Annotated in this window: 19 protein-coding genes; 9 read left to right on the top strand and 10 right to left on the bottom strand. The window is 63.6% G+C overall.

Annotation, left to right across the window (positions count from 1 at the left end; translation table 11 throughout):
- Window positions 1-22: 22 nt before the first annotated feature.
- Window positions 23-745 carry a haloacid dehalogenase type II gene (locus tag AWB70_RS14230; protein WP_053571467.1) on the bottom strand — a complete coding sequence of 241 codons (723 nt, stop codon included), beginning with the start codon at window positions 743-745 and terminating at the stop codon, window positions 23-25.
- Between the two features lie 193 nt (window positions 746-938).
- Here AWB70_RS14230 and AWB70_RS14225 point away from each other — a divergent pair, with 193 nt between their 5' ends.
- Window positions 939-1,649 carry an SDR family NAD(P)-dependent oxidoreductase gene (locus tag AWB70_RS14225; RefSeq protein WP_053571468.1) on the top strand — a complete coding sequence of 237 codons (711 nt, stop codon included), beginning with the start codon at window positions 939-941 and terminating at the stop codon, window positions 1,647-1,649.
- Between the two features lie 71 nt (window positions 1,650-1,720).
- Window positions 1,721-1,957, top strand: a complete 237-nt coding sequence (locus AWB70_RS14220) for a tautomerase family protein (protein WP_014252498.1) — start codon at window positions 1,721-1,723, stop codon at window positions 1,955-1,957.
- Between the two features lie 54 nt (window positions 1,958-2,011).
- On the opposite strand, the gene treA is transcribed toward AWB70_RS14220, so the two are convergent.
- Both treA and AWB70_RS14210 read right to left on the bottom strand, forming a co-directional pair.
- On the bottom strand, window positions 2,012-3,661 hold the full coding sequence (treA, locus tag AWB70_RS14215) for an alpha,alpha-trehalase TreA (RefSeq protein ID WP_053571469.1): 1,650 nt from the start codon (window positions 3,659-3,661) through the stop codon (window positions 2,012-2,014).
- A gap of 132 nt (window positions 3,662-3,793) precedes the next feature.
- Window positions 3,794-4,687: a helix-turn-helix domain-containing protein gene (locus AWB70_RS14210; protein WP_053571470.1), complete on the bottom strand. Its 894-nt coding sequence runs from the start codon at window positions 4,685-4,687 to the stop codon at window positions 3,794-3,796.
- A 136-nt stretch (window positions 4,688-4,823) separates the two neighbouring features.
- On the opposite strand from AWB70_RS14210, the gene AWB70_RS14205 reads away from it, so the two are divergent.
- The 4 genes from AWB70_RS14205 (at window position 4,824) to AWB70_RS14190 (ending at window position 9,210) form a co-directional block, all read left to right on the top strand.
- Window positions 4,824-5,663, top strand: coding sequence for an SDR family NAD(P)-dependent oxidoreductase (locus AWB70_RS14205; RefSeq protein WP_053571471.1), 840 nt, complete (start codon window positions 4,824-4,826; stop codon window positions 5,661-5,663).
- A gap of 20 nt (window positions 5,664-5,683) precedes the next feature.
- Window positions 5,684-7,429, top strand: a complete 1,746-nt coding sequence (locus AWB70_RS14200) for an FAD-dependent oxidoreductase (RefSeq protein ID WP_053571472.1) — start codon at window positions 5,684-5,686, stop codon at window positions 7,427-7,429.
- Window positions 7,426-7,761: an NIPSNAP family protein gene (locus AWB70_RS14195; protein ID WP_053571473.1), complete on the top strand. Its 336-nt coding sequence runs from the start codon at window positions 7,426-7,428 to the stop codon at window positions 7,759-7,761. Before AWB70_RS14200 ends, AWB70_RS14195 begins: the two co-directional genes overlap by 4 nt.
- A 66-nt stretch (window positions 7,762-7,827) precedes the next feature.
- The gene (locus tag AWB70_RS14190) at window positions 7,828-9,210 is read left to right on the top strand and encodes an MFS transporter (protein ID WP_053571474.1); all 1,383 of its coding nucleotides are present in this window, start codon (window positions 7,828-7,830) and stop codon (window positions 9,208-9,210) included.
- Here AWB70_RS14190 and AWB70_RS14185 read toward each other — a convergent pair whose 3' ends face one another.
- The 5 genes from AWB70_RS14185 to AWB70_RS14165 form a co-directional block, all read right to left on the bottom strand.
- Entirely contained in the window at window positions 9,211-9,708 is a 498-nt protein-coding gene (locus AWB70_RS14185) for an Ohr family peroxiredoxin (RefSeq protein ID WP_053571475.1), read from the bottom strand.
- A gap of 140 nt (window positions 9,709-9,848) precedes the next feature.
- Window positions 9,849-10,856, bottom strand: coding sequence for a LysR family transcriptional regulator (locus AWB70_RS14180; protein WP_053571476.1), 1,008 nt, complete (start codon window positions 10,854-10,856; stop codon window positions 9,849-9,851).
- A gap of 73 nt (window positions 10,857-10,929) precedes the next feature.
- Complete coding sequence (locus tag AWB70_RS14175; RefSeq protein WP_014252507.1) at window positions 10,930-11,340, bottom strand: cupin domain-containing protein; 411 nt, start codon at window positions 11,338-11,340, stop codon at window positions 10,930-10,932.
- A 39-nt stretch (window positions 11,341-11,379) separates the two neighbouring features.
- Window positions 11,380-11,859: a carboxymuconolactone decarboxylase family protein gene (locus tag AWB70_RS14170; protein ID WP_053571477.1), complete on the bottom strand. Its 480-nt coding sequence runs from the start codon at window positions 11,857-11,859 to the stop codon at window positions 11,380-11,382.
- 119 nt (window positions 11,860-11,978) lie between these two features.
- A complete protein-coding gene (locus tag AWB70_RS14165) occupies window positions 11,979-12,863 on the bottom strand; it encodes an RNA polymerase sigma-70 factor (protein ID WP_053571478.1) in 885 nt (294 codons plus the stop codon).
- Window positions 12,864-13,054: 191 nt separating this feature from the next.
- Between AWB70_RS14165 and AWB70_RS14160 the strand changes: the two genes are divergently transcribed.
- Window positions 13,055-14,344: an MFS transporter gene (locus AWB70_RS14160; RefSeq protein WP_053571479.1), complete on the top strand. Its 1,290-nt coding sequence runs from the start codon at window positions 13,055-13,057 to the stop codon at window positions 14,342-14,344.
- Here AWB70_RS14160 and AWB70_RS14155 read toward each other — a convergent pair.
- The gene (locus AWB70_RS14155; RefSeq protein ID WP_053571480.1) at window positions 14,295-15,347 is read right to left on the bottom strand and encodes an AraC family transcriptional regulator; all 1,053 of its coding nucleotides are present in this window, start codon (window positions 15,345-15,347) and stop codon (window positions 14,295-14,297) included. The two genes, AWB70_RS14160 and AWB70_RS14155, sit on opposite strands and share 50 nt — an antisense overlap.
- Window positions 15,348-15,618: 271 nt before the next feature.
- Between AWB70_RS14155 and AWB70_RS14150 the strand changes: the two genes are divergently transcribed.
- On the top strand, window positions 15,619-15,909 hold the full coding sequence (locus AWB70_RS14150) for a hypothetical protein (RefSeq protein ID WP_050878621.1): 291 nt from the start codon (window positions 15,619-15,621) through the stop codon (window positions 15,907-15,909).
- A 251-nt stretch (window positions 15,910-16,160) separates the two neighbouring features.
- On the opposite strand, the gene AWB70_RS14140 is transcribed toward AWB70_RS14150, so the two are convergent.
- Window positions 16,161-17,315, bottom strand: a complete 1,155-nt coding sequence (locus AWB70_RS14140; RefSeq protein WP_053571481.1) for an aldose epimerase family protein — start codon at window positions 17,313-17,315, stop codon at window positions 16,161-16,163.
- A gap of 137 nt (window positions 17,316-17,452) precedes the next feature.
- Between AWB70_RS14140 and AWB70_RS38270 the strand changes: the two genes are divergently transcribed.
- Window positions 17,453-17,638, top strand: a complete 186-nt coding sequence (locus AWB70_RS38270) for a hypothetical protein (protein ID WP_041733430.1) — start codon at window positions 17,453-17,455, stop codon at window positions 17,636-17,638.
- Window positions 17,639-17,666: the final 28 nt, after the last annotated feature.

Raw genomic sequence — 17,666 nt, 5'->3', positions numbered from 1 at the left:
ATCCGGCCGATGTGAACGGCGCTCAGGCGCCTACCGCATCGGCCAGTTCGTTCATGTCGTTCGCGATGACATCCCAGTCGCTTTCGGCTTTCAGATCGACCGTTTGCGCAGGACCGCGCTCATACGGACGCGCGACGAACGCAGTGCGCAGGCCGCACTTTCTCGCGGCGGCGAGATCGTCGTTATGCGCGGCGACGAGGCACACTTCTTCCGGTTTCAGCATCAATACGTCGGCGGTGCGCAGATAAGCCTGCGGATCGGGCTTGTAGATTTGCGCGATCTCCGCGCCGAGAATCGCATCCCAGGGCAAGCCGGCACGCTTGGCCATATCCACCATCAGTCGGACATTGCCATTCGAAAGCGGCGCGATGATATGGCGCGCCTTCAGCCTTTGCAGACCCGATATCGAATCCGGCCACGGATCGAGGCGATGCCACGCGAGATTCAATTCGTCGAGTTCTTCCGCAGCAATCTCGTTCGGGTCGATGCCGAATTCCGGCAGCATAGCCACGAGATTCTCGCGGTGCAGCACGTCGAGCCGCACGAAAGGTCGCTCCCCGCCGATCACCTTGCGCATGGCGGGCACATAGCGGCTGCGCCATGCATCCGCGAAGGCCTCGGGCCGTGCGTCCGCCGCGCCATGCCTTTGCAGGAACGGCGCCGCCTCGCGCGCGACGCCGCCACGCCAGTCCACCACGGTGCCGAATACGTCGAATACGAATGCTTTCACTTGAATCAAGGCCAAGAGTGTTCTCCGTTCATCTGATGAAACCGAATTCGCCCGATCCGCGAGCGCGGCGCGCATTTGTTCCTCGCACGCAAGACTGATAGTCCACCGCGTGTGTACGCAACGCACCTCGAAAGGCCTAGATTACGACCCATCGGAGCCGTCGGTCCGATCCGCAACAGGCCCAAAACATCATTTATCGAGGTTCATCATGAGCAACGCAAACAAAGTCGCTATCGTGACCGGTGCATCGCAAGGCATCGGCGCGGCAATCGTCGCCGCATTTCGCGCACAAGGTTATCGCATCGTCGCGACCGCCCGTTCCATTCAGCAAACCGACGATCCGAATGTGATCGCCGTGGCGGGCGATATCGGCGATCGCGCCACCGCACAGCGCGTCGTGGAAGCGGCGATCGCCAAGTTCGGCCGCATCGATACGCTCGTCAACAACGCCGGCATCTTCGTCGCCAAGCCTTTCACACAATACACGCAGGAGGACTACGCCGCGGTGCTGAACGTGAATGTGAACGGCTTCTTCCATATCACGCAATTGGCCATCGAGCAGATGGAAAAGAACGGCAGCGGTCATATCGTCAGCATCACGACGAGTCTCGTGGATCATGCGGTGAGCGGCGTGCCTTCCGTGCTGGCATCGCTTACGAAGGGCGGCCTGAATGCCGCGACGAAATCGCTCGCGATCGAATATGCGAAGGCCGGCATTCGCGCGAACGCCGTGTCGCCCGGTATCATCAAGTCGCCGATGCACGCGCCTGAAACGCACGAAGCGCTCGGCGCCCTGCATCCGGTCGGACACATGGGCGAAATGAGCGACATCGCCAATGCAGTGCTGTATCTCGACTCCGCGCCGTTCGTCACGGGCGAAATCCTGCACGTCGATGGCGGCCAAAGCGCGGGACATTGATCGATTGTTTGCCGTGTGCGAACGCGCCCTTCGCGGGGCGCTTCGCCGTATCCGAATCCAAGGAGATCGTCATGCCGATCGTTACCATCCAGGTGACACGCGAAGGCAACACGCCTGGCACGAATGCCGTCACCGCCGATGAAAAAGCGCAGCTCATCAAAGGCGTGAGCGAGTTGTTGCGCGATGTGTTGAACAAGCCGCTCGATTCGACCTTCGTCGTCATTCAGGAAGTGGAACTGGAAAACTGGGGCTGGGGCGGCCTGCCCGTGCCGGAGTACCGGCGGCAAAAGCAGGCGAAAGACAGTTAGCGCAATGCAGGTATCAACGACATCGCCGCGTGGCACAGCGGCGATGTCGAATCCTCATTGGCCGGGCGCGTAGAGATCCAGCAGCTTCAGCGTCACGCCGTTCGTCCATCCGAAACCATCCTGCAAGGGATATTCACCGCCTCCGCCGCCGCCCGTTCCCTCGCCTTCCACGATGTACTTCTCCACGAGCTTTTGCTGCGTCTTATAGACGTTGTTCACATCGGCAAGAAAACGCGTGCCGATCTGCTGCGCGAGATCGCCTCGACCGTATCGCCGCAAGCCCTGCACCGCGATCCAGTGCAGCGGCGCCCAGCCATTGGGCGCGTCCCATTGCTGCGTCGTGTTGTAGGTGGTCGTCGTGAGACCGCCCGGTTTCAGCAGCAATGCCTCGACGGTCTCGGCGGTCTTGTGCGCGCGCTCCGGCCACGCAACATTCGCAAAGAGCGGATAAAGCATCGCCGCCGACGGGTTGTTGCGCGGCTGCCCGAGCTTCCAGTCGTAGTCGCCGTAATAGCCGTTCTTGTTCCACAGATACCGGTTGATGCCGATAGCCCGCTTTGCCGCGCGTCCGACATACTCGCCGACACAACGGAAATCGCGCGCCTCGCCGCAGCCGATTGCAATCGTCGTTTCGAGGTGGAACATCAGGCTGTTCAGATCGACGGGAATGATCGATGTCGTGCGTATCGTCGCGAGCGTCATGTTGTCGCCGAACCAGCGCGAGCTGAAATCCCAGCCGCTTTCGGCAGCCGCGCGCAGGTCGCGATAGACCTCGTTCGCCGGGCGGTTCGCGACCTGCTTCGCCGTGTTCACGTCTTCGAGATACGACTCGTCGCGCGGCGTGTCGCGCGCATCCCAATAGCGGTTCAGCACCGTTTTATCCGGCAGCATCACGACGTTGCGCACCGCATCGCCCGGTTGCAGCGTGTTTTCACCCTGCATCCAGTAATCGTGTTCACGCCGCAATTGCGGCAAATACTTCTGATACACGCGGCCGCCTTCCTTATGCGCGGCAAGCTCGACCATATAAGAAAAGAACGGCGGCTGCGAACGGCTCACGTAATAGGTGCGATTGCCGTTTGGAATATGCCCGATGGTGTCGATCAGATACGCGAAGTTATCGAGCATGTCGTCGACGAGATCTTCGCGGCCCGCTTCCTGAAGGCCCAGCATCGTGAAATAGGTGTCCCAGTAGTAACCTTCGCGAAAGCGTCCGCCCGGTACGACGTATTGCTTCGGCATCGGAATCAGCGAACTGTTGGGCGGCACGTTCGCGGTCGTGGTCAGGCGCGTGAGTTCTGGCCACAGCCAGTCGATATGCTCGCGCAAGCTCTGATTCGGTGGCGGCGTGATGCTCTGATCCGTCGGCGGCGTGAAATATTGCGCGACGAAATTCTTGAGCACGAAGCCCGGCGCAAGCTTCTGCTGCTGATAAGCCTGCACGATCTGCGCGGGATCGATCTTGGGCACCGCATCGACGAACGTCTTCTGGTCGGGATACACGCCGCCTGTCTGCACGGCCACGAAAAGATCGCCGTATAACTCGCTGGGCGGCGGCGGCAGCGTATAACCCGTTTGCGTATCGGCATGCGCCAGATGAACGGCCGCGCTCAACACGAGCCACGCGCTCAGCATTCGGTGTGCCTTGAACCGGAAACGCCGCGACGCCTCGTGCGCCGCGCGATGCGATGACAGTGCGATCATGCTCCCTCCTCGGAAGGGTGATTGAACCGGACTGGTCTCGCTCGGGCGCGTTCGATCTTCTTGTTCTGACAGCACGGCGAAGCTTCGCACGCCTGCAGGCGCATGGCAACCCTGGATTGGCGCGCGCGTTGGCTATTGAATGGCCAGCGCCTTATGCGCTTGCGCCTGAAACTGCGTCGGCGTAACGCCGGTCTGCTTGCGGAAATAGCGGCTGAAATACGCGATATCGGCAAAGCCGAGTCCGTGCGCGATCTGCTTGACCGACATCGTCGAATAGACGAGATCGCGTTGCGCTTCACGCACCAGATGTTCGTTGATCATCGCAAGCGGCGAACTCGATAGTTCTTCGCGACACACGCGCCCGAGTTGCGTGACGGTCACGCCGAGCTTGTGCGCATAGAACTCGACAGGACGATGCTCGCGAAAGTGCGCGGCCACCAGTTGCCTGAACCGCTTGATCTGCTGCGCGCGCCTTTCCGTCGAGGCGACGCTCGGCGCCGACGCGCTCTCGCACATGCGCGCCACCTGCACGAAAAGTGCAACGAGCAGCGACATGCCGGCCGCCATGTGGCCGCGGTCCGTCGCGCGAAACTCTTTCTCCAGCAATTCGAGAATCGGCATGAACGCGCTCTCTTTGACAGACTGCGCGCTCACGCGAAACACGCCCGCGCGCTGCAAGACGGCGATGAGTCCGGGCGCGGCGACAGACGCAAGCGCTTCGATGGATCGCTGCGCGACCGTCACGACGAGACCATCGACGCCCGGCGCGAAATTGAAGCCATGCACCGTTTGCGCGGGCAGCATGATGACGCAAGGCGGCGCGATCTCGATCATGCTGTTCTCGATCAGCACCTCTCCGCCACCGCCGCGAATGTACAGAAACTGCAAGAGGGCGTCATGCCGGTGCGCGTCGATATGCCAGTCGTTCGGCGCGCTGCGCTCGACGATCCATTCGAAGTTGAACGCGTCGTACCACGGCGGACGCGCCGATTCTCCATATAAGTTGTAGTTAGGGATTTTCCTCATGCCGTGCATCTCCTGATGCACAAATTGTCCTGTCGTCTGCCGCCTTTGTCCAATCTTTCATGCATGGCCGTGAATATACTTTTTTCACGGCGCAAGGTTATCGCGCCTTCGCATCGAACTGAATCAGGAGACAAGGATGACTAATCAGATCGCGCGGGATCATACCGCGCCGCATTGGCTCGGCCTCGAATCGAGCACGTGCGTCGTGACGGGCGCCGCGGGCGGCATCGGCCGCGCCATTGCCACGACATTCGCCGATGCGGGCGCACGCATCGCCTTGCTGGATCGCGATGAAGCAGGTTGTCATGCAGCCGCCGATGCGCTGCGTGCAAACGGAGCGGACGTGATGGCCGTGGCCTGCGATATCGCCGAGCCTGCGAGCGTGAATCGCGCCCGCGATCAGGTCGAACGCCGATTCGGCCACGCCGACGTGCTCGTGAATAACGCAGGCCTGCTGAGAGCGGGCGGCATCGAAGATATCGGACTCGATGCGTGGAACGCGATGCTCGCCGTCAATCTCACGGGCTATATGTTATGCGCGCAGGCATTCGGGCGCCGCATGCTCGCTCGCGGCGCGGGCAGCATCGTGCATATCGCATCGGTCGCGGCGCATCATCCGCAGACATGGAGTGGCGCCTATAGCCCGAGCAAGGCCGGCATCGCCATGCTTTCGCGTCAGATTGCCGCCGAATGGGGCGCGCGCGGCGTACGCAGCAACGCGATATGCCCCGGCATGATCCGCACGCCGCTCTCGAAAGCGTTCTATGAACAAGGCGATGTCGAAACGCGCCGCAGCGCAATGACCGCGAGCCGGCGCATCGGCGAACCGCGCAATATCGCGGAAGTCGTCGCCTTTCTCGCGAGCCATCGCGCGGCTTATGTGAACGGCGCAGAGCTTGCCGTGGACGGCGGCTTCGAATGCATGCTGATGGATCTCGTTCCGCGTCCGGGCTTCGAAGCCGCGCGCACTGTCTGAATCAATCGGAGGACAACATCATGACTACCGTAACGCGGTCGTCCGATCTCGCTTGCGACGTGCTCGTAATCGGCTCGGGCGCAGGCGGCCTCTCGACGGCCATTACAGCGAAGAAGCAAGGGCTCGACGTGATCGTCGTCGAGAAAGAAGACTACTTCGGCGGCACGACCGCGTTCTCGGGCGGCGTGCTGTGGATACCCGGCAATCGCCACGCGAAGGAAGCGGGCGTTCACGATACCCGCGAGGCGGCCGTGCGCTATCTGCGCGGCGAAACCGGCGCGATGTACGACGCGGCCGCCGTCGATGCATTTCTCGACAACGGCCCGCGCATGATCGATTTCTTCGAGCGCGAGACATCGGTGAAGTTCTTGCCGACGCTCTATCCCGACTATCATCCCGATGCGCCGGGTGGCGTGGACGTGGGGCGCTCCGTCGTCGCGAAGCCGTTCGATGCGCGTGAACTGGGCCGCGATATCGCGCGGCTGCGTCCGCCGCTCAAGACGATCACGTTCATCGGCATGATGTTCAATTCGTCGAGCGCCGATCTCAAGCATTTCTTCAACGCGACGAAATCGCTCGCGTCCGCGTGGTATGTCGCCAGGCGTCTTGCGAGTCATATCGGCGAACTCGCGCTTTATCGACGCGGCGTGCAGATCACGAGCGGCAACGCGCTTGCGGCGCGTCTCGCCAAGTCCGCCATCGATCTCGGCATTTCGATTCACACGCGAACCGGTGCGAAGGAACTCGTCACGGTGAAGGGCCGCGTGACCGGGGCCATCGTGATCGCCGATGGCCGCGAGATGCGCATTGCCGCGCGACGTGGCGTCGTGCTCGCTTGCGGCGGCTTCTCGCACGATATCGCCCGCGTTGCGAAGGCTTATCCCCATGTGCGGCGCGGCGGCGAACACGTATCGCCCGTGCCCGCGGGCAATACCGGCGATGGCGCGCGCATGGCCGAACGCGTGGGCGGACGTGTCGATATCCGCTATCCGCAGGCCGCCGCGTGGATGCCGGTCTCGCGCGTGCCGTTGAAAGACGGCCAATACGGCGTGTTTCCTCATTTGCTCGATCGCTACAAGCCCGGCGTGATCGGCGTGACACGCGGCGGCGTGCGCTTCACGAACGAATCGAATTCTTATCACGATGTCGGCGCGGCGATGATCGAAGCCTGCCGCGATGAAAAAGAAACGGCCATGTGGCTGATCTGCGATCACGCGACGATTCGCAAGTACGGTCTCGGCTTTGCGAAGCCCGCGCCGATGCCGCTCGGGCCGCATCTGAAAAGCGGTTACCTCGTCAAAGGCCGCACGCTGTCGGATCTCGCGATGCGCACGGGCATCGACGCCAACGCGCTGGAACCCACCGTGCGCGAGTACAACCGAGATGCGACTCAAGGCAAGGACAGCGCATTCGGCCGCGGCGCGACCTCGTTCAATCGCTATCTCGGCGATCCCGCGCACGAACCGAATCCTTGCGTCGCACCGCTTGGCGAAGGCCCCTATTACGCCCTCAAACTCGTGATGGGCGATCTCGGCACCTTCGACGGCATCGCGACGAATCCGTACGGCCAGGTTCTGCAAGGCAGCGAGCCGATTGCCGGCCTCTATGCCGTCGGCAACGATCGCGCGAGCGTCATGGGCGGCAACTATCCAGGAGCTGGCATTACGCTCGGCCCGATCATGACATTCGGCTATCTCACCGGATTGCATCTCGCAGGCCGAAGCGATGCCCGCGTCACCACGAACGAACTGAGGAGCGCGGCATGAGCAAGCCTTTCATCGATCACCGCATCTATACGATCAAGCCGCGCGGCATGGCCGAATTCATCGATGCATTCGATCGCCTCGCCATGCCGATCCAGCTCAAGTATCTCGGCGCGCCCGTCGGCTTTTATATGAGCGATATCGGCGCGTTGAATCAGGTCGTGCATCTCTGGGGCTACGAAAGCATCGCGGATTACGACCAGCGTCGCACCGCGCGCGACAACGATCCCGAATGGCCCGCCTATCTGCACGCCTCGGCGCATCTCATCGTCGCGCAGGAGAGCCGCATCATCCGGCGCGTGGAATTCAGAAGCCTTTCGCCTGCCGTGCGTTGAAGCGCAGGGCATAGCGGCACGAAGAAAGCCGCCATCGTTCTTATCAATCAATGGAGACATACCGGCATGGAGAAGACCATACGGACCATCGAGGTCCAGAGCTTCATCGACGGCGAGCGCTTCTCGCCGTATCAATGGATCATCCTGATCCTGTGCTTTCTGGTCGTGGCCGCCGATGGCTTCGATACCGCGGCGATCGGCTTCATCGCGCCGTCACTGACGAGCGACTGGGGCATCGCGCGCGCCGCATTGGGACCGGTGATGAGCGCGGCGCTCGTCGGGCTCGGCATCGGCGCGCTCGCGGCGGGACCGGCCGCCGATCGCATCGGACGTAAAGCCGTGCTCGTGCTTTCCGTGTTCTTCTTCGGCGTGTGGAGTCTCGCCTCGGCGCAGGCAACATCGGTCGAAGCGCTGACCGCGTGGCGTTTTCTCACGGGCTTAGGGCTGGGCGCCGCCATGCCCAATGCAGTCACGCTGATGTCGGAATACGCGCCCGCGCGCAGCCGCGCGGTCGCCGTCAACACGATGTTCTGCGGCTTTTCCGTAGGCCTTTCGCTCGGCGGTTTATGCGCGGCATGGCTTATTCCGCATTTCGGCTGGCAGAGCGTGCTAGTTGCAGGCGGCGTCGGTCCGATCGTGCTGACGGCGCTGCTGATCTTCATGCTGCCCGAGTCCGCGCAATTCATGGTCGTGAGAAAGCGCCCCGCGGAAAAGATCGCGCGTGTCTTGCGGCGCATCTCGAACGACGCGCGTCTCGCGCAAGGCGCATCCATCGCGTTCACCACGGCCGATACGCGCTCGGAAGGTGCGGACAAGTCTTCGCTCGCGCTCATCGTTTCGCGGCCCTATCGCTTCGGCACGTCGATGTTATGGCTCGCCTATTTCATGGGCCTGATGATCTTCTATCTGCTGACGAACTGGTTGCCGACGCTGTTCAAGGACGCGGGCTTTTCCGCCGAACGCGCGGCGCTCACGACATCGCTCTTTCCGCTCGGCGGCATTCTGGGCAACCTGTGTCTCGGCTGGGTGATGGACAAGGCCAACCCGCGGCGCGTGAATGCCTGCGCCTACGTGCTCGCCGCGGCGCTCGTGCTCACGATCGGGCGCGGCGTGGCGGATCAGTTCTGGCTCGCCGTGCTGATCTTCCTGACGGGCACCGCGGTAACGAGCGCGGTCACGTCGATGTCATCGCTCGCCGCATCGTTCTATCCCACGCAGAGCCGCGCGACGGGCGTCGCCTGGATGCTCGGCATCGGGCGCATGGGCGCGGTCGCGGGCGCGATGACGGGCGGCCTGCTCATGAGCATGGGCATGCAGTTCGGCGCGGTCTTCACGCTGCTCGCGATTCCCGCGTTCGTCGCCGCGTTCGCGCTCGGTGCATTGAGCCGGCGCGATGCATCGGCGCAGGCGCACACGCTCGATCAGGCCGCGCGCGTGCCGATCGAATGATCAGGGCATGTCGAGCGCGACGATGTTGACGATGCCCTTGCGCGTCATCTTCGTGTACGGGCAGAAGCGTTCCGTGTTGCGCACGAGCTCCTCCGCCACCGCGCGTTCGACGCCTTGCATCTGCACGCGCGTGTGCGCGGTGAGCAGGAAGAGCCCATCCATCGGATCGCGCGCGAATTCGATCGTGACGGAGACGCTCGCCGCCTCCACGACGATCCCCGCGCGCGCCGCCAGCAACACCAGCGCGCCATGAAAACACGCGGCATAGCCCGCCGCGAACAACTGTTCCGGATTGGTGCCGCCGCCAGGGCCGCCGAGCGCCTGCGGCATGCGCAGTTCGAGATCGAGGTTGCCGTCATCGGAGCGGGCTACGCCCGAAGCGCGGCCATGCCCCGCATCGCCGCCCGTGACGGTGACGGTCGTCGCATACAGCGGTTGGACCTCGTCGCCTCGATAGGCGTCGAGCAGGCTGACGGGCGGCGGTTCGAGTGGCTCCATGACGACCTCTTGTGCGAGCGATGACAGCGATGATCGCTCAGTGCGTCGCTCGTGTCTGCTCGTGGCTTGCATCGTAGGCGTGCGCGCATGCCTGCGGTAGCGTCGCGAGCGGACACGCCGTGTTGCCTTCGATGCATCAATCAACCCACCGGCGTCAGCGCCGGCGCGCTGGCGTTCGTGATCGTCGTGGTGAAGCAATGCAGATCGAGCGCGCGCGTCGCTTCCGTCATGTAATCGACGAAGACGCGCACACGCGCGGGCAACTGCTTGCGGCTGAGGTAGCAGAGATAGTGGCCGCCGTCCTCGGGCGCATATTGCGCGAGACACATCGCGAGCCGCCCCGCCTTCACGGCATCGCACACGAGATACGCGGGCAGTTGCGCGATGCCCTGCCCGTCGAGCACCGCCTGCAGCATCAGATCGATATCGTTGAACGTTTGCCGCGCGGCGGGCGAGCGGGTCTGCACCAGGCCATCGACCTTGAATTCCCACTCCGCGACGCGCCCGCTCGACGTGCGCAGATTGATGCAGCGATGCCCGTCCAGATCGTCGATACGGCGCGGCAGACCATGCTCGCGCGCATAGCGCGGCGAGGCGCACACGATCATCTGCATCGGGATCAATTGCTTCGCGACGACTTCGCTGTCTTCCATATGACCGTCGCGAAACGCGACATCGACGCGCTCCGCCGTGAAATCGCACGCCCGGTCGCTCAGCAGCAATTCGAGCGCGATGTCGGGATACTTCGCGTTGAAGGCCGAGAGCAGCGGCGCGACGACCTTGCGGCCGAAGCCCGGCGTCGACGCAATGCGCAAGTGTCCGCGTGGCGGCCCGTGGCGCAACTCGCGCATATCTTCGAGCGCCTGCACGATGCGTTCCACGCCCGGCTGGCAATTCTTGTAGAAGAGCTCGCCCTCGCGCGTCAGCGACGTGCTGCGCGTGGTGCGAAGAAAAAGCCGCGCGTCGAGCTGCGCTTCGAGCTTCTGCACGTTGCGGCTGACGGCGGAACGGCCGATGCCGAGGCGATCGCTCGCTTTCGCGAAGCTGCCTTCGTTGGCGACGGCCAGGAACGACACCACGCCCGCATAGCTGGTCGCGAAGCTATAGGCGAGCGAATCGTCGGAATGGAACGCAAGGTCTGATGGCATGGCGGCACGAAACGTAGTGGCTCTGATCCACTAGACGTTCGTGCCGCACGGTTTGTGACGCGCCACGCGCGATTTATTGTTGCACCGGCTTCAGCACGGGCGCGCCCGTGTCCTTCAGGAGCAGCACGATGAACTTCGCGCGTTTCGTCTTGCTCGCGTTGCGGCCCACCGTGTGCACATCGTCAGGGCCTTCGTAGAAGGTGTCGCCCGGCTTGAGCGTCACGGTCTTGCCGCCGTTGAGCTGCATGATGATGGTGCCTTCGAGCACGTAGACATAGGTGTGCGCGTCGTGACGATGCACAGGGTCCACCGCGCCCGGCGGATATTCCACGCTGATCATCAGCGCTTCCTTGCCGGGGTACTCGGGAAGCGGCTTCGTCATGAGCTCCTTGACGATGGCCTCCGGCGCGGCATGCGCCGTATTCGCGACGAATGCCGCACATCCGACGACGAGCGCCAGTCCCACGCGTTTGATGCTGTGCATGATCGGTCCTCCGTTGAGCGAATGACGGCGCGAAGGCGCTTACGACAGATTGGCCTTGTCCAGCCCGAAGACCTTGTCGGACGAGCCCGGCACCGTCTGGAACGCGACATTCGCGCGATTCCATCCGTTGATTTCGATGATGATGTAAGTCAGGTCCGACAACTCCTTCTCCTGAAACTGCTCGCGCACGCGTGCGTACAGTTCGTCGGGCACGCCGTGCTCGGGCAAGCGCGTCAGCACTTCCGTCCACGCCAGCGCGGCGCGCTCGCGCGGCGAGAACAGCGTCGATTCACGCCAGATCGCGACATGATGCGTGCGCAACTCGCGCTCGCCGTGGATCTTCGCTTCCTTCACGTGCATATCGACGCAGAAGGCGCAGCCATTCATTTGCGACGCGCGCAGCGTCACGAGGTCGCGTGTCGACTGCTCGATCGAGCACTCCTTCACCGCCAGGCTGAATTCATAGAACTTCTTGAACAGTTCGGGCGATTTTTGAACATAGTTGATTCGCTGCGTCATGATGGCTCCATGCGTGGTGGGTGTTCGGCATGGATGTCATCGTAGGTTTGGATGCGTTCTCCCGGTAGCCTCGCGAACGTGCGCACGCTGTTGCCTCGCACGCATCAATCGCCGGCGATTCATGATCCGCCGCCATGAATGGCCGCGATGCGCCGGAGCTTGTCCGGGTTGCGCTGCACCTGAACGCGCACGATGCGCTCGTCTTCGATATCGAACGTCTGCGCGGATTCGAGCTTGTCCTCAATGAAGCGCAAGAGCGCCCATTGATCATTGAGCATGACGAGCTCGAAACGCACGCCCTTTCCGTAGCGCAGGAACGCCGCGTAGAAAAGCTGCGCGATGCGCCTGCCGCCGAGAAGCGGTTTCGGGAAGCTGGGCACGCGCCCGCCGCCGTCGCCCACGAGCGTCGCTTCATCCGCGAGCAACGCGTTGATCGTGGCGAAATCGCCGGCCTCGATCGCGCGCGCGAAAGTATGCAACAAGCGCCGATAGACCTCGCGCGGCACCGAGCGGCGCGGACGTTGCTCGCGCAATTGCGCTTTTGCGCGGCTCACGAGCTGGCGGCACGCGGCCTCCGACTTGCCGATGATATCGGCGACTTCCGGATAATCCGCATCGAAGACTTCGCGCAGCAGAAACGCCGCGCGCGCCTCGGGCGTCAGGCGTTCGAGCAGCATCAGGAACGCGACGGAGACATCGTCCGCATGCTCGGTGACTTCCTCGGGCGTGGCGGGCGGCTCGGTGATCTGCGGCTCGGGCAGCCAGATGCCGGCGTAGTGTTCGCGCTGCGTTTTCGCGGCGCGCAGGCGGTCGATCGAATGGCGCGTGGTCACAGCGACGAGCCACGCCTCGGCGTTTTCGATCGCATCGCGCGCCGCCGCATGCCAGCGCAGCCAGACGTCCTGCACGATGTCTTCGGCTTCCGCAACCGAACCGAGCATGCGATACGCGATGCCCTGCAAGCGCGGGCGCAAACGGTCGAATTCGCGCGTGGCGTCATCCATGAAGACGAGTCCTCGTTCGTATGCGGGTTGGTAAGCCATCGATCCGAAGGGTCCACGAAAGGTGAACGTATATTACGCGCGCACGCGCGCGCGTGTATCGGTGGATGATCGCGACGAAACGCCAAAAGATCTGCACAATGCGGCCGTTAATATCGATAGCCAGGCTCAGATGCTTCAATCCTCGTTCATTCATGACTAAAAGTGATCCTCGAAACGCGTCGCCGAATCTGACGCGCATCATCGTGGCGACGGTCATCAGCAACGGCTTCGTCGCTTACGACTTCACCGTGTACGGCTTTTCCGCGGCGATCATCGGCCGGCTGTTCTTCCCCGCGCACGACGGCGCTTCGTCGCTGCTGCTTTCGCTCGCGACATTCGGCGCGGGTTTCGTGATGCGGCCGCTCGGCGCGGTGCTGATCGGCCGATACGCCGACCGGCGCGGCCGCGAGGCCGGCATGCGGCTGTCCATCGCCGCGATGGCCGCGGGCACCTGGCTCATCGCATGTCTGCCCACGCATGCGCAGATCGGCGCGAGCGCCACCGTGCTGATCGTGCTGGCGCGCCTGCTGCAAGGGCTCGCGGCGGGCGGCGAGATCGGCCCGGCGTCGGCGTTGCTGATGGAGTCCGTGCCTTACGAGCGGCGCTGCTTCATCGTCAGCTGGCGCGGCGCGAGCCAGGGCGCGGCGGCCTGCGTGGCGGCCCTTGTCGGCGCCTGCACGGCCGCGCTGCTCTCGCCCGCCGAACTCGCGCAATGGGGATGGCGCGTGCCCTTCGTCATCGGCGGCTTGATCGCGCCGCTCGGCTGGTTCCTGCGGCGCATGCCCGGCGAAGCGCAGGCTTCGAAAGCGCGCCTCCCGCGCGCGCCGCTTGCCATCGTGCTGCGCGAGCACGCGCGGCCACTCGTCTGCGGCATTCTGATGATGGCCGCGCCTTCGTCGAGCATCTACATCGCCGTGCTCTACATGCCGAGCTATCTGACGCACACGCTGCATCGGCCCGCGACGATCAGCCTGACGATCGCGTCGCTCTCCGGTCTCGTGATTCTCGTCGTCACGCCGCTCGTCGCGCTCGCGGCGGACCGGCTGAGGAGCCGCAAGACGCTGCAATACGCGTCGCTCGCGGCGGCGCTCGCCACGGTTTATCCCGCCTTTCACGCCCTCACGCAAGGCGCGCCCGACGACCTCGCGCTCGTCATCATCCTGCTCTATGTCGCGCTCGCGCTCAACAATGCGGGCGCGGGCTCGGTGCTCATGCTCGAAGCCTTTCCGAAGCACCGGCGCGCGGCGAGCCTCGCCGTGATCTACACATTCGGCGTCGTTATTTTCGGGGGCTTTTCTCCGCTCGCGGTCGTATGGCTCATCGGCGCGACCGGCGACGCGATGACGCCCGCGTGGTATCTGCTGGCGGCCAACTGCGTCACGCTCCTCGCGCTCAGCCGCTTTCCCGAACGCCCCGCGAGTGCGCGGCGCGCGAGCGCGTGAGGGGATCGTCCTGCGCGGCGCGCAGCAGTTCGAGCGCGCGCAGACGCATTTCCAGCGGACTCACGTCGAAGGCGCGGCGAAACGCGCGCGTGAAATCCGACGCGCTCTTGAAGCCGAGACCGAACGCGATATCCGCAATCTGCAGATTCGGAAAGCGCGCGATTTCATCGGCGGCCTCACGCAAGCGGCGATGCCGGATGTAGGCGGCGAGGCCGCCCTCCTGCTCGAACCATCGATAGATCGTCGCGCGCTTCAGGGCGAGCGCTTCGACGATCTTCGTCGGCGTGAGATCGGTCTCGTGCAGATGGGTCTCGACATATCGCTTCACCTGGCCCTTCACCGCCGTCTGTAACGCCGCGCGCGATTCGTGCAAGGCGTGCGGCCGGTCCGCGAACGCGGCGAGCAGGAGTTGCGCGCCGGCGTCGAACGCATCGATCGCATCGGGGCGTGCGAGCGCGGGCAAGGCGCGCGCGGTCGCATCGAAATGCTCGAACAGGAATCGCGCGAGCGGCGCGTCCTCAGGCACGACGCGCCCGTGCAACGCATCGCAATCGTCGACATGCGCGGCGACGATCGCGCGCGGCAGGAACATCGTCAACACGTGGCACGCCGGGCGCTCGACGACGAAGCGCTGATTCAGATCGAACGCGATGATGCCCCGCACCGAACCGCGCGCACTGCGCTTGACGCTCAGGCCGCTGACATGGCCCGTCTCGCCTTGCATGTAGACGTGAAACGCGAAATCGCGGCGCGTATCGGTCGAAACGCGCGCGATCGACCTTTCGAGCACGAGCGCTTCGGTGCGCGCCTCGGTGAAGACGAGCCCGCCCGCCGCATAAAGGTCGATGCTGCCCGCAAAGCCCCGCGCGATCTGATCCTTCGCCGGCAGGACATCCACGACATGCCCGACCCGGTCGCGCCATGCGAGCAGTTGCCGCTCGCGGGCAAACGCTTGCGTCGAAAAACGCGTGAACAGAACAGGCGGGTCGGAATCGGCGGGCATGGCGTCGGCGATGTATCGGTTCGTCCTTCGGGTGGATCGCGGCGCACGATATGTGCCGGCAAATGAGACGCATGGTAAAGCGTATTCGGCATGCCGGTATATCTTGGAGACAGGGAGCAGCGCGTGCCGCGTGGCGGACGTCAGGTCGGCGATTCCTGCCGTCAGGCTGCCGGCACGGCGCTGCCTCCTGCTTTTCTGTGGCTTACGGCCGCTTCACATCAAGAGCACAGCCACAGGCAACGCAAAAAAACACGACGTCGGGGCGTCACACATGGGAAAGTCGAAAGTCTTGCAAGTCGCGCGCACCGCGCAGGCGGCGCTCAAGCCGGCCCGCATGGCCGATGCGCAACTGGATCATCTCGAGCACATGATCCGCTCGCTCGCGCTATCGGGCGCGCCGGGAACATTCGCGTATCTGGATCGCGGTTACTGGAAAAAGCGGCTTGCCGCGCTTGGCGACGAAAGCGATCTCGTATCGACACAGCGTGCGCGCGTGCTGCGGCTGCTCGACCTTCTCGCGCAGGATCACGCGGACGCCGGCCCGAACAAGGCCGCCGCGTAATCCCCAACCGCCTGCATGCGAAATGCAAAGTACAAGTCGGCATTCTGCATGCTGTATTTTGCATTCAAGCCAATCCCGACCGAGGGCAGCCTGAGAGAGCACGATCGGCCGTGCGGTTTTGCGCCCGCCGCGTCGTGAAATGCGATTAGACGCGGCTTCGCGTCCCGCACCTGTTTCTCGCGCAACGCGTGAGGCCATGTGCGGGACGCGAAAGCTTCGCGCCCGCCCATCCACGAGTCCGCTTCAAAAGCTCACCGCACGCCGATCTTCCAGACCGTGACTTCGTGAAACTCGTCGCCGGGCCTGAGTTCGGTCGAGGGAAACGCCGGATGATTCGGCGAATCGGGGAAATGCTGGGTTTCGAGCGCGAAGCCATCGGTTTGCCGGTACGCCGTGCCCGACGCGCCGATCACGCTGCCATCGAGACCATTGCCCGTGTAGAACTGCAGGCCGGGCTGGGTCGTGTAGACATCCAGCACGCGTCCGCTCGACGGATCGTAGGCGCGCGCCGCAAAGGTCGCCTCGCCATTGTGCTGGCCATTCTTGTTGAGCTTCCAGTTGTGGTCGTAGCCGTGCGCGAAACGCATCTGCTGGTTCGACGACCGCAGCCGTGCGCCGATCGGCGTCAGCGCGCGCAGATCCAGCGGCGTGTTCTCGACACTCGCGATCTCGCCCGTCGGAATCGAATCGGGACGCGTCGGCGTATAGCCCGATCCCGCGATCATCACGAGTTGTCCTTCGACACTGCCGCTGCCCTCGCCCGCGAGATTGAAGTAGCTGTGATTCGTGAGGTTCACGACCGTCGGCTTATCCGTCTTCGCGCGGTAGTCGATGCGCACTTCGTTGTCGTCCGTGAGCGTGTACGTGACATCGACGGTCAGCGTGCCGGGAAAGCCGTTTTCGCCGTCCTTGCTCACATAACGAAGCTGCACGCCCGCGCCCTGTGTACCCTGAAACGTCCTGACCACGGTCCAGACTTTTTCGTCGAAACCGTGCGGGCCGCCGTGCAGCGTGTTCGGCGGCTCGTTGACGGGCAACTTGTAGGTGTGTCCATCGAGGTCGAAGCGTCCGTCGGCGATGCGGTTCGCATAGCGCCCGACCAAGCCGCCGAAATGAATCTTGCCGTTGTACTTCTCATAGTCGCCAAGCGAGCCGAAGCCCAGCACGATATCCGCGCGACGTCCGCGCCGGTCCGGCACATCGAGCCGCGTGACGATGCCGCCATACGTGATGCAGTTCATCGTCACGCCGCGCGCATTCGAGAGCGTGTATTGCACGACGGCCTGCCCTTGCTGCGTCGCGCCATACGGCGCGGAAGCAATCGACGCCGCCGCTGCGCGCAACGGCATCCACATTGCCGAGGCTAAAGCCGCGGAAACGATGAGCGCCTTGTTCGTGTTTGCCATACGCGATTTCAAAAGCTATCCGTCGCAGCATCGATAACATCGGGAAGGCGTTGCAGCATCGGCTATGCCTGATCGCGGACCGGGCACGTCCGATGCGAATCCCTATTTCATCGATGACGACTACCAGGAGCCTTGTCATGAGCGAACCCACCGATCGCGCGACGCCGCCGAAGCAGACGCCCGAGGACCCGAACGTTGCGGACCGGCGATTATCCGACGAGCAAAAGCGCGCCATGACGGACGAGCCCGCGCCGCCCGAGCGCCAGGACGAAAGCAAGGTGGGCGAGTTGCCGGATCCGAAAGACGTTGGCGAAGCGGGCTGATCGTAGAAGACAAAACAGCACGCGCGCA

This window comes from Caballeronia cordobensis (genome assembly GCF_001544575.2).
Classification (GTDB): Bacteria; Pseudomonadota; Gammaproteobacteria; order Burkholderiales; family Burkholderiaceae; genus Caballeronia; species Caballeronia cordobensis.
Note: the sequence above shows the minus strand (reverse complement) of the source record. Positions and strands in the feature narration are given on the sequence as shown.

Excerpts from the sequence above, each read along its gene's own strand:
- AWB70_RS14180 (WP_053571476.1), bottom strand. The coding sequence starts at position 10,856 with ATGCCATCAGACCTTGCGTTCCATTCCGACGATTCGCTCGCCTATAGC.
- treA (WP_053571469.1), bottom strand. The coding sequence starts at position 3,661 with ATGATCGCACTGTCATCGCATCGCGCGGCGCACGAGGCGTCGCGGCGT.
- AWB70_RS14160 (WP_053571479.1), top strand. The coding sequence starts at position 13,055 with ATGACTAAAAGTGATCCTCGAAACGCGTCGCCGAATCTGACGCGCATC.
- AWB70_RS14225 (WP_053571468.1), top strand. The coding sequence starts at position 939 with ATGAGCAACGCAAACAAAGTCGCTATCGTGACCGGTGCATCGCAAGGC.
- AWB70_RS14185 (WP_053571475.1), bottom strand. The coding sequence starts at position 9,708 with ATGGAGCCACTCGAACCGCCGCCCGTCAGCCTGCTCGACGCCTATCGA.
- AWB70_RS14170 (WP_053571477.1), bottom strand. The coding sequence starts at position 11,859 with ATGACGCAGCGAATCAACTATGTTCAAAAATCGCCCGAACTGTTCAAG.
- AWB70_RS14210 (WP_053571470.1), bottom strand. The coding sequence starts at position 4,687 with ATGAGGAAAATCCCTAACTACAACTTATATGGAGAATCGGCGCGTCCG.
- AWB70_RS14175 (WP_014252507.1), bottom strand. The coding sequence starts at position 11,340 with ATGCACAGCATCAAACGCGTGGGACTGGCGCTCGTCGTCGGATGTGCG.
- AWB70_RS14165 (WP_053571478.1), bottom strand. The coding sequence starts at position 12,863 with ATGGATGACGCCACGCGCGAATTCGACCGTTTGCGCCCGCGCTTGCAG.
- AWB70_RS14200 (WP_053571472.1), top strand. The coding sequence starts at position 5,684 with ATGACTACCGTAACGCGGTCGTCCGATCTCGCTTGCGACGTGCTCGTA.
- AWB70_RS14155 (WP_053571480.1), bottom strand. The coding sequence starts at position 15,347 with ATGCCCGCCGATTCCGACCCGCCTGTTCTGTTCACGCGTTTTTCGACG.
- AWB70_RS14140 (WP_053571481.1), bottom strand. The coding sequence starts at position 17,315 with ATGGCAAACACGAACAAGGCGCTCATCGTTTCCGCGGCTTTAGCCTCG.
- AWB70_RS14205 (WP_053571471.1), top strand. The coding sequence starts at position 4,824 with ATGACTAATCAGATCGCGCGGGATCATACCGCGCCGCATTGGCTCGGC.
- AWB70_RS14190 (WP_053571474.1), top strand. The coding sequence starts at position 7,828 with ATGGAGAAGACCATACGGACCATCGAGGTCCAGAGCTTCATCGACGGC.
- AWB70_RS14150 (WP_050878621.1), top strand. The coding sequence starts at position 15,619 with ATGGGAAAGTCGAAAGTCTTGCAAGTCGCGCGCACCGCGCAGGCGGCG.
- AWB70_RS14220 (WP_014252498.1), top strand. The coding sequence starts at position 1,721 with ATGCCGATCGTTACCATCCAGGTGACACGCGAAGGCAACACGCCTGGC.
- AWB70_RS38270 (WP_041733430.1), top strand. The coding sequence starts at position 17,453 with ATGAGCGAACCCACCGATCGCGCGACGCCGCCGAAGCAGACGCCCGAG.
- AWB70_RS14195 (WP_053571473.1), top strand. The coding sequence starts at position 7,426 with ATGAGCAAGCCTTTCATCGATCACCGCATCTATACGATCAAGCCGCGC.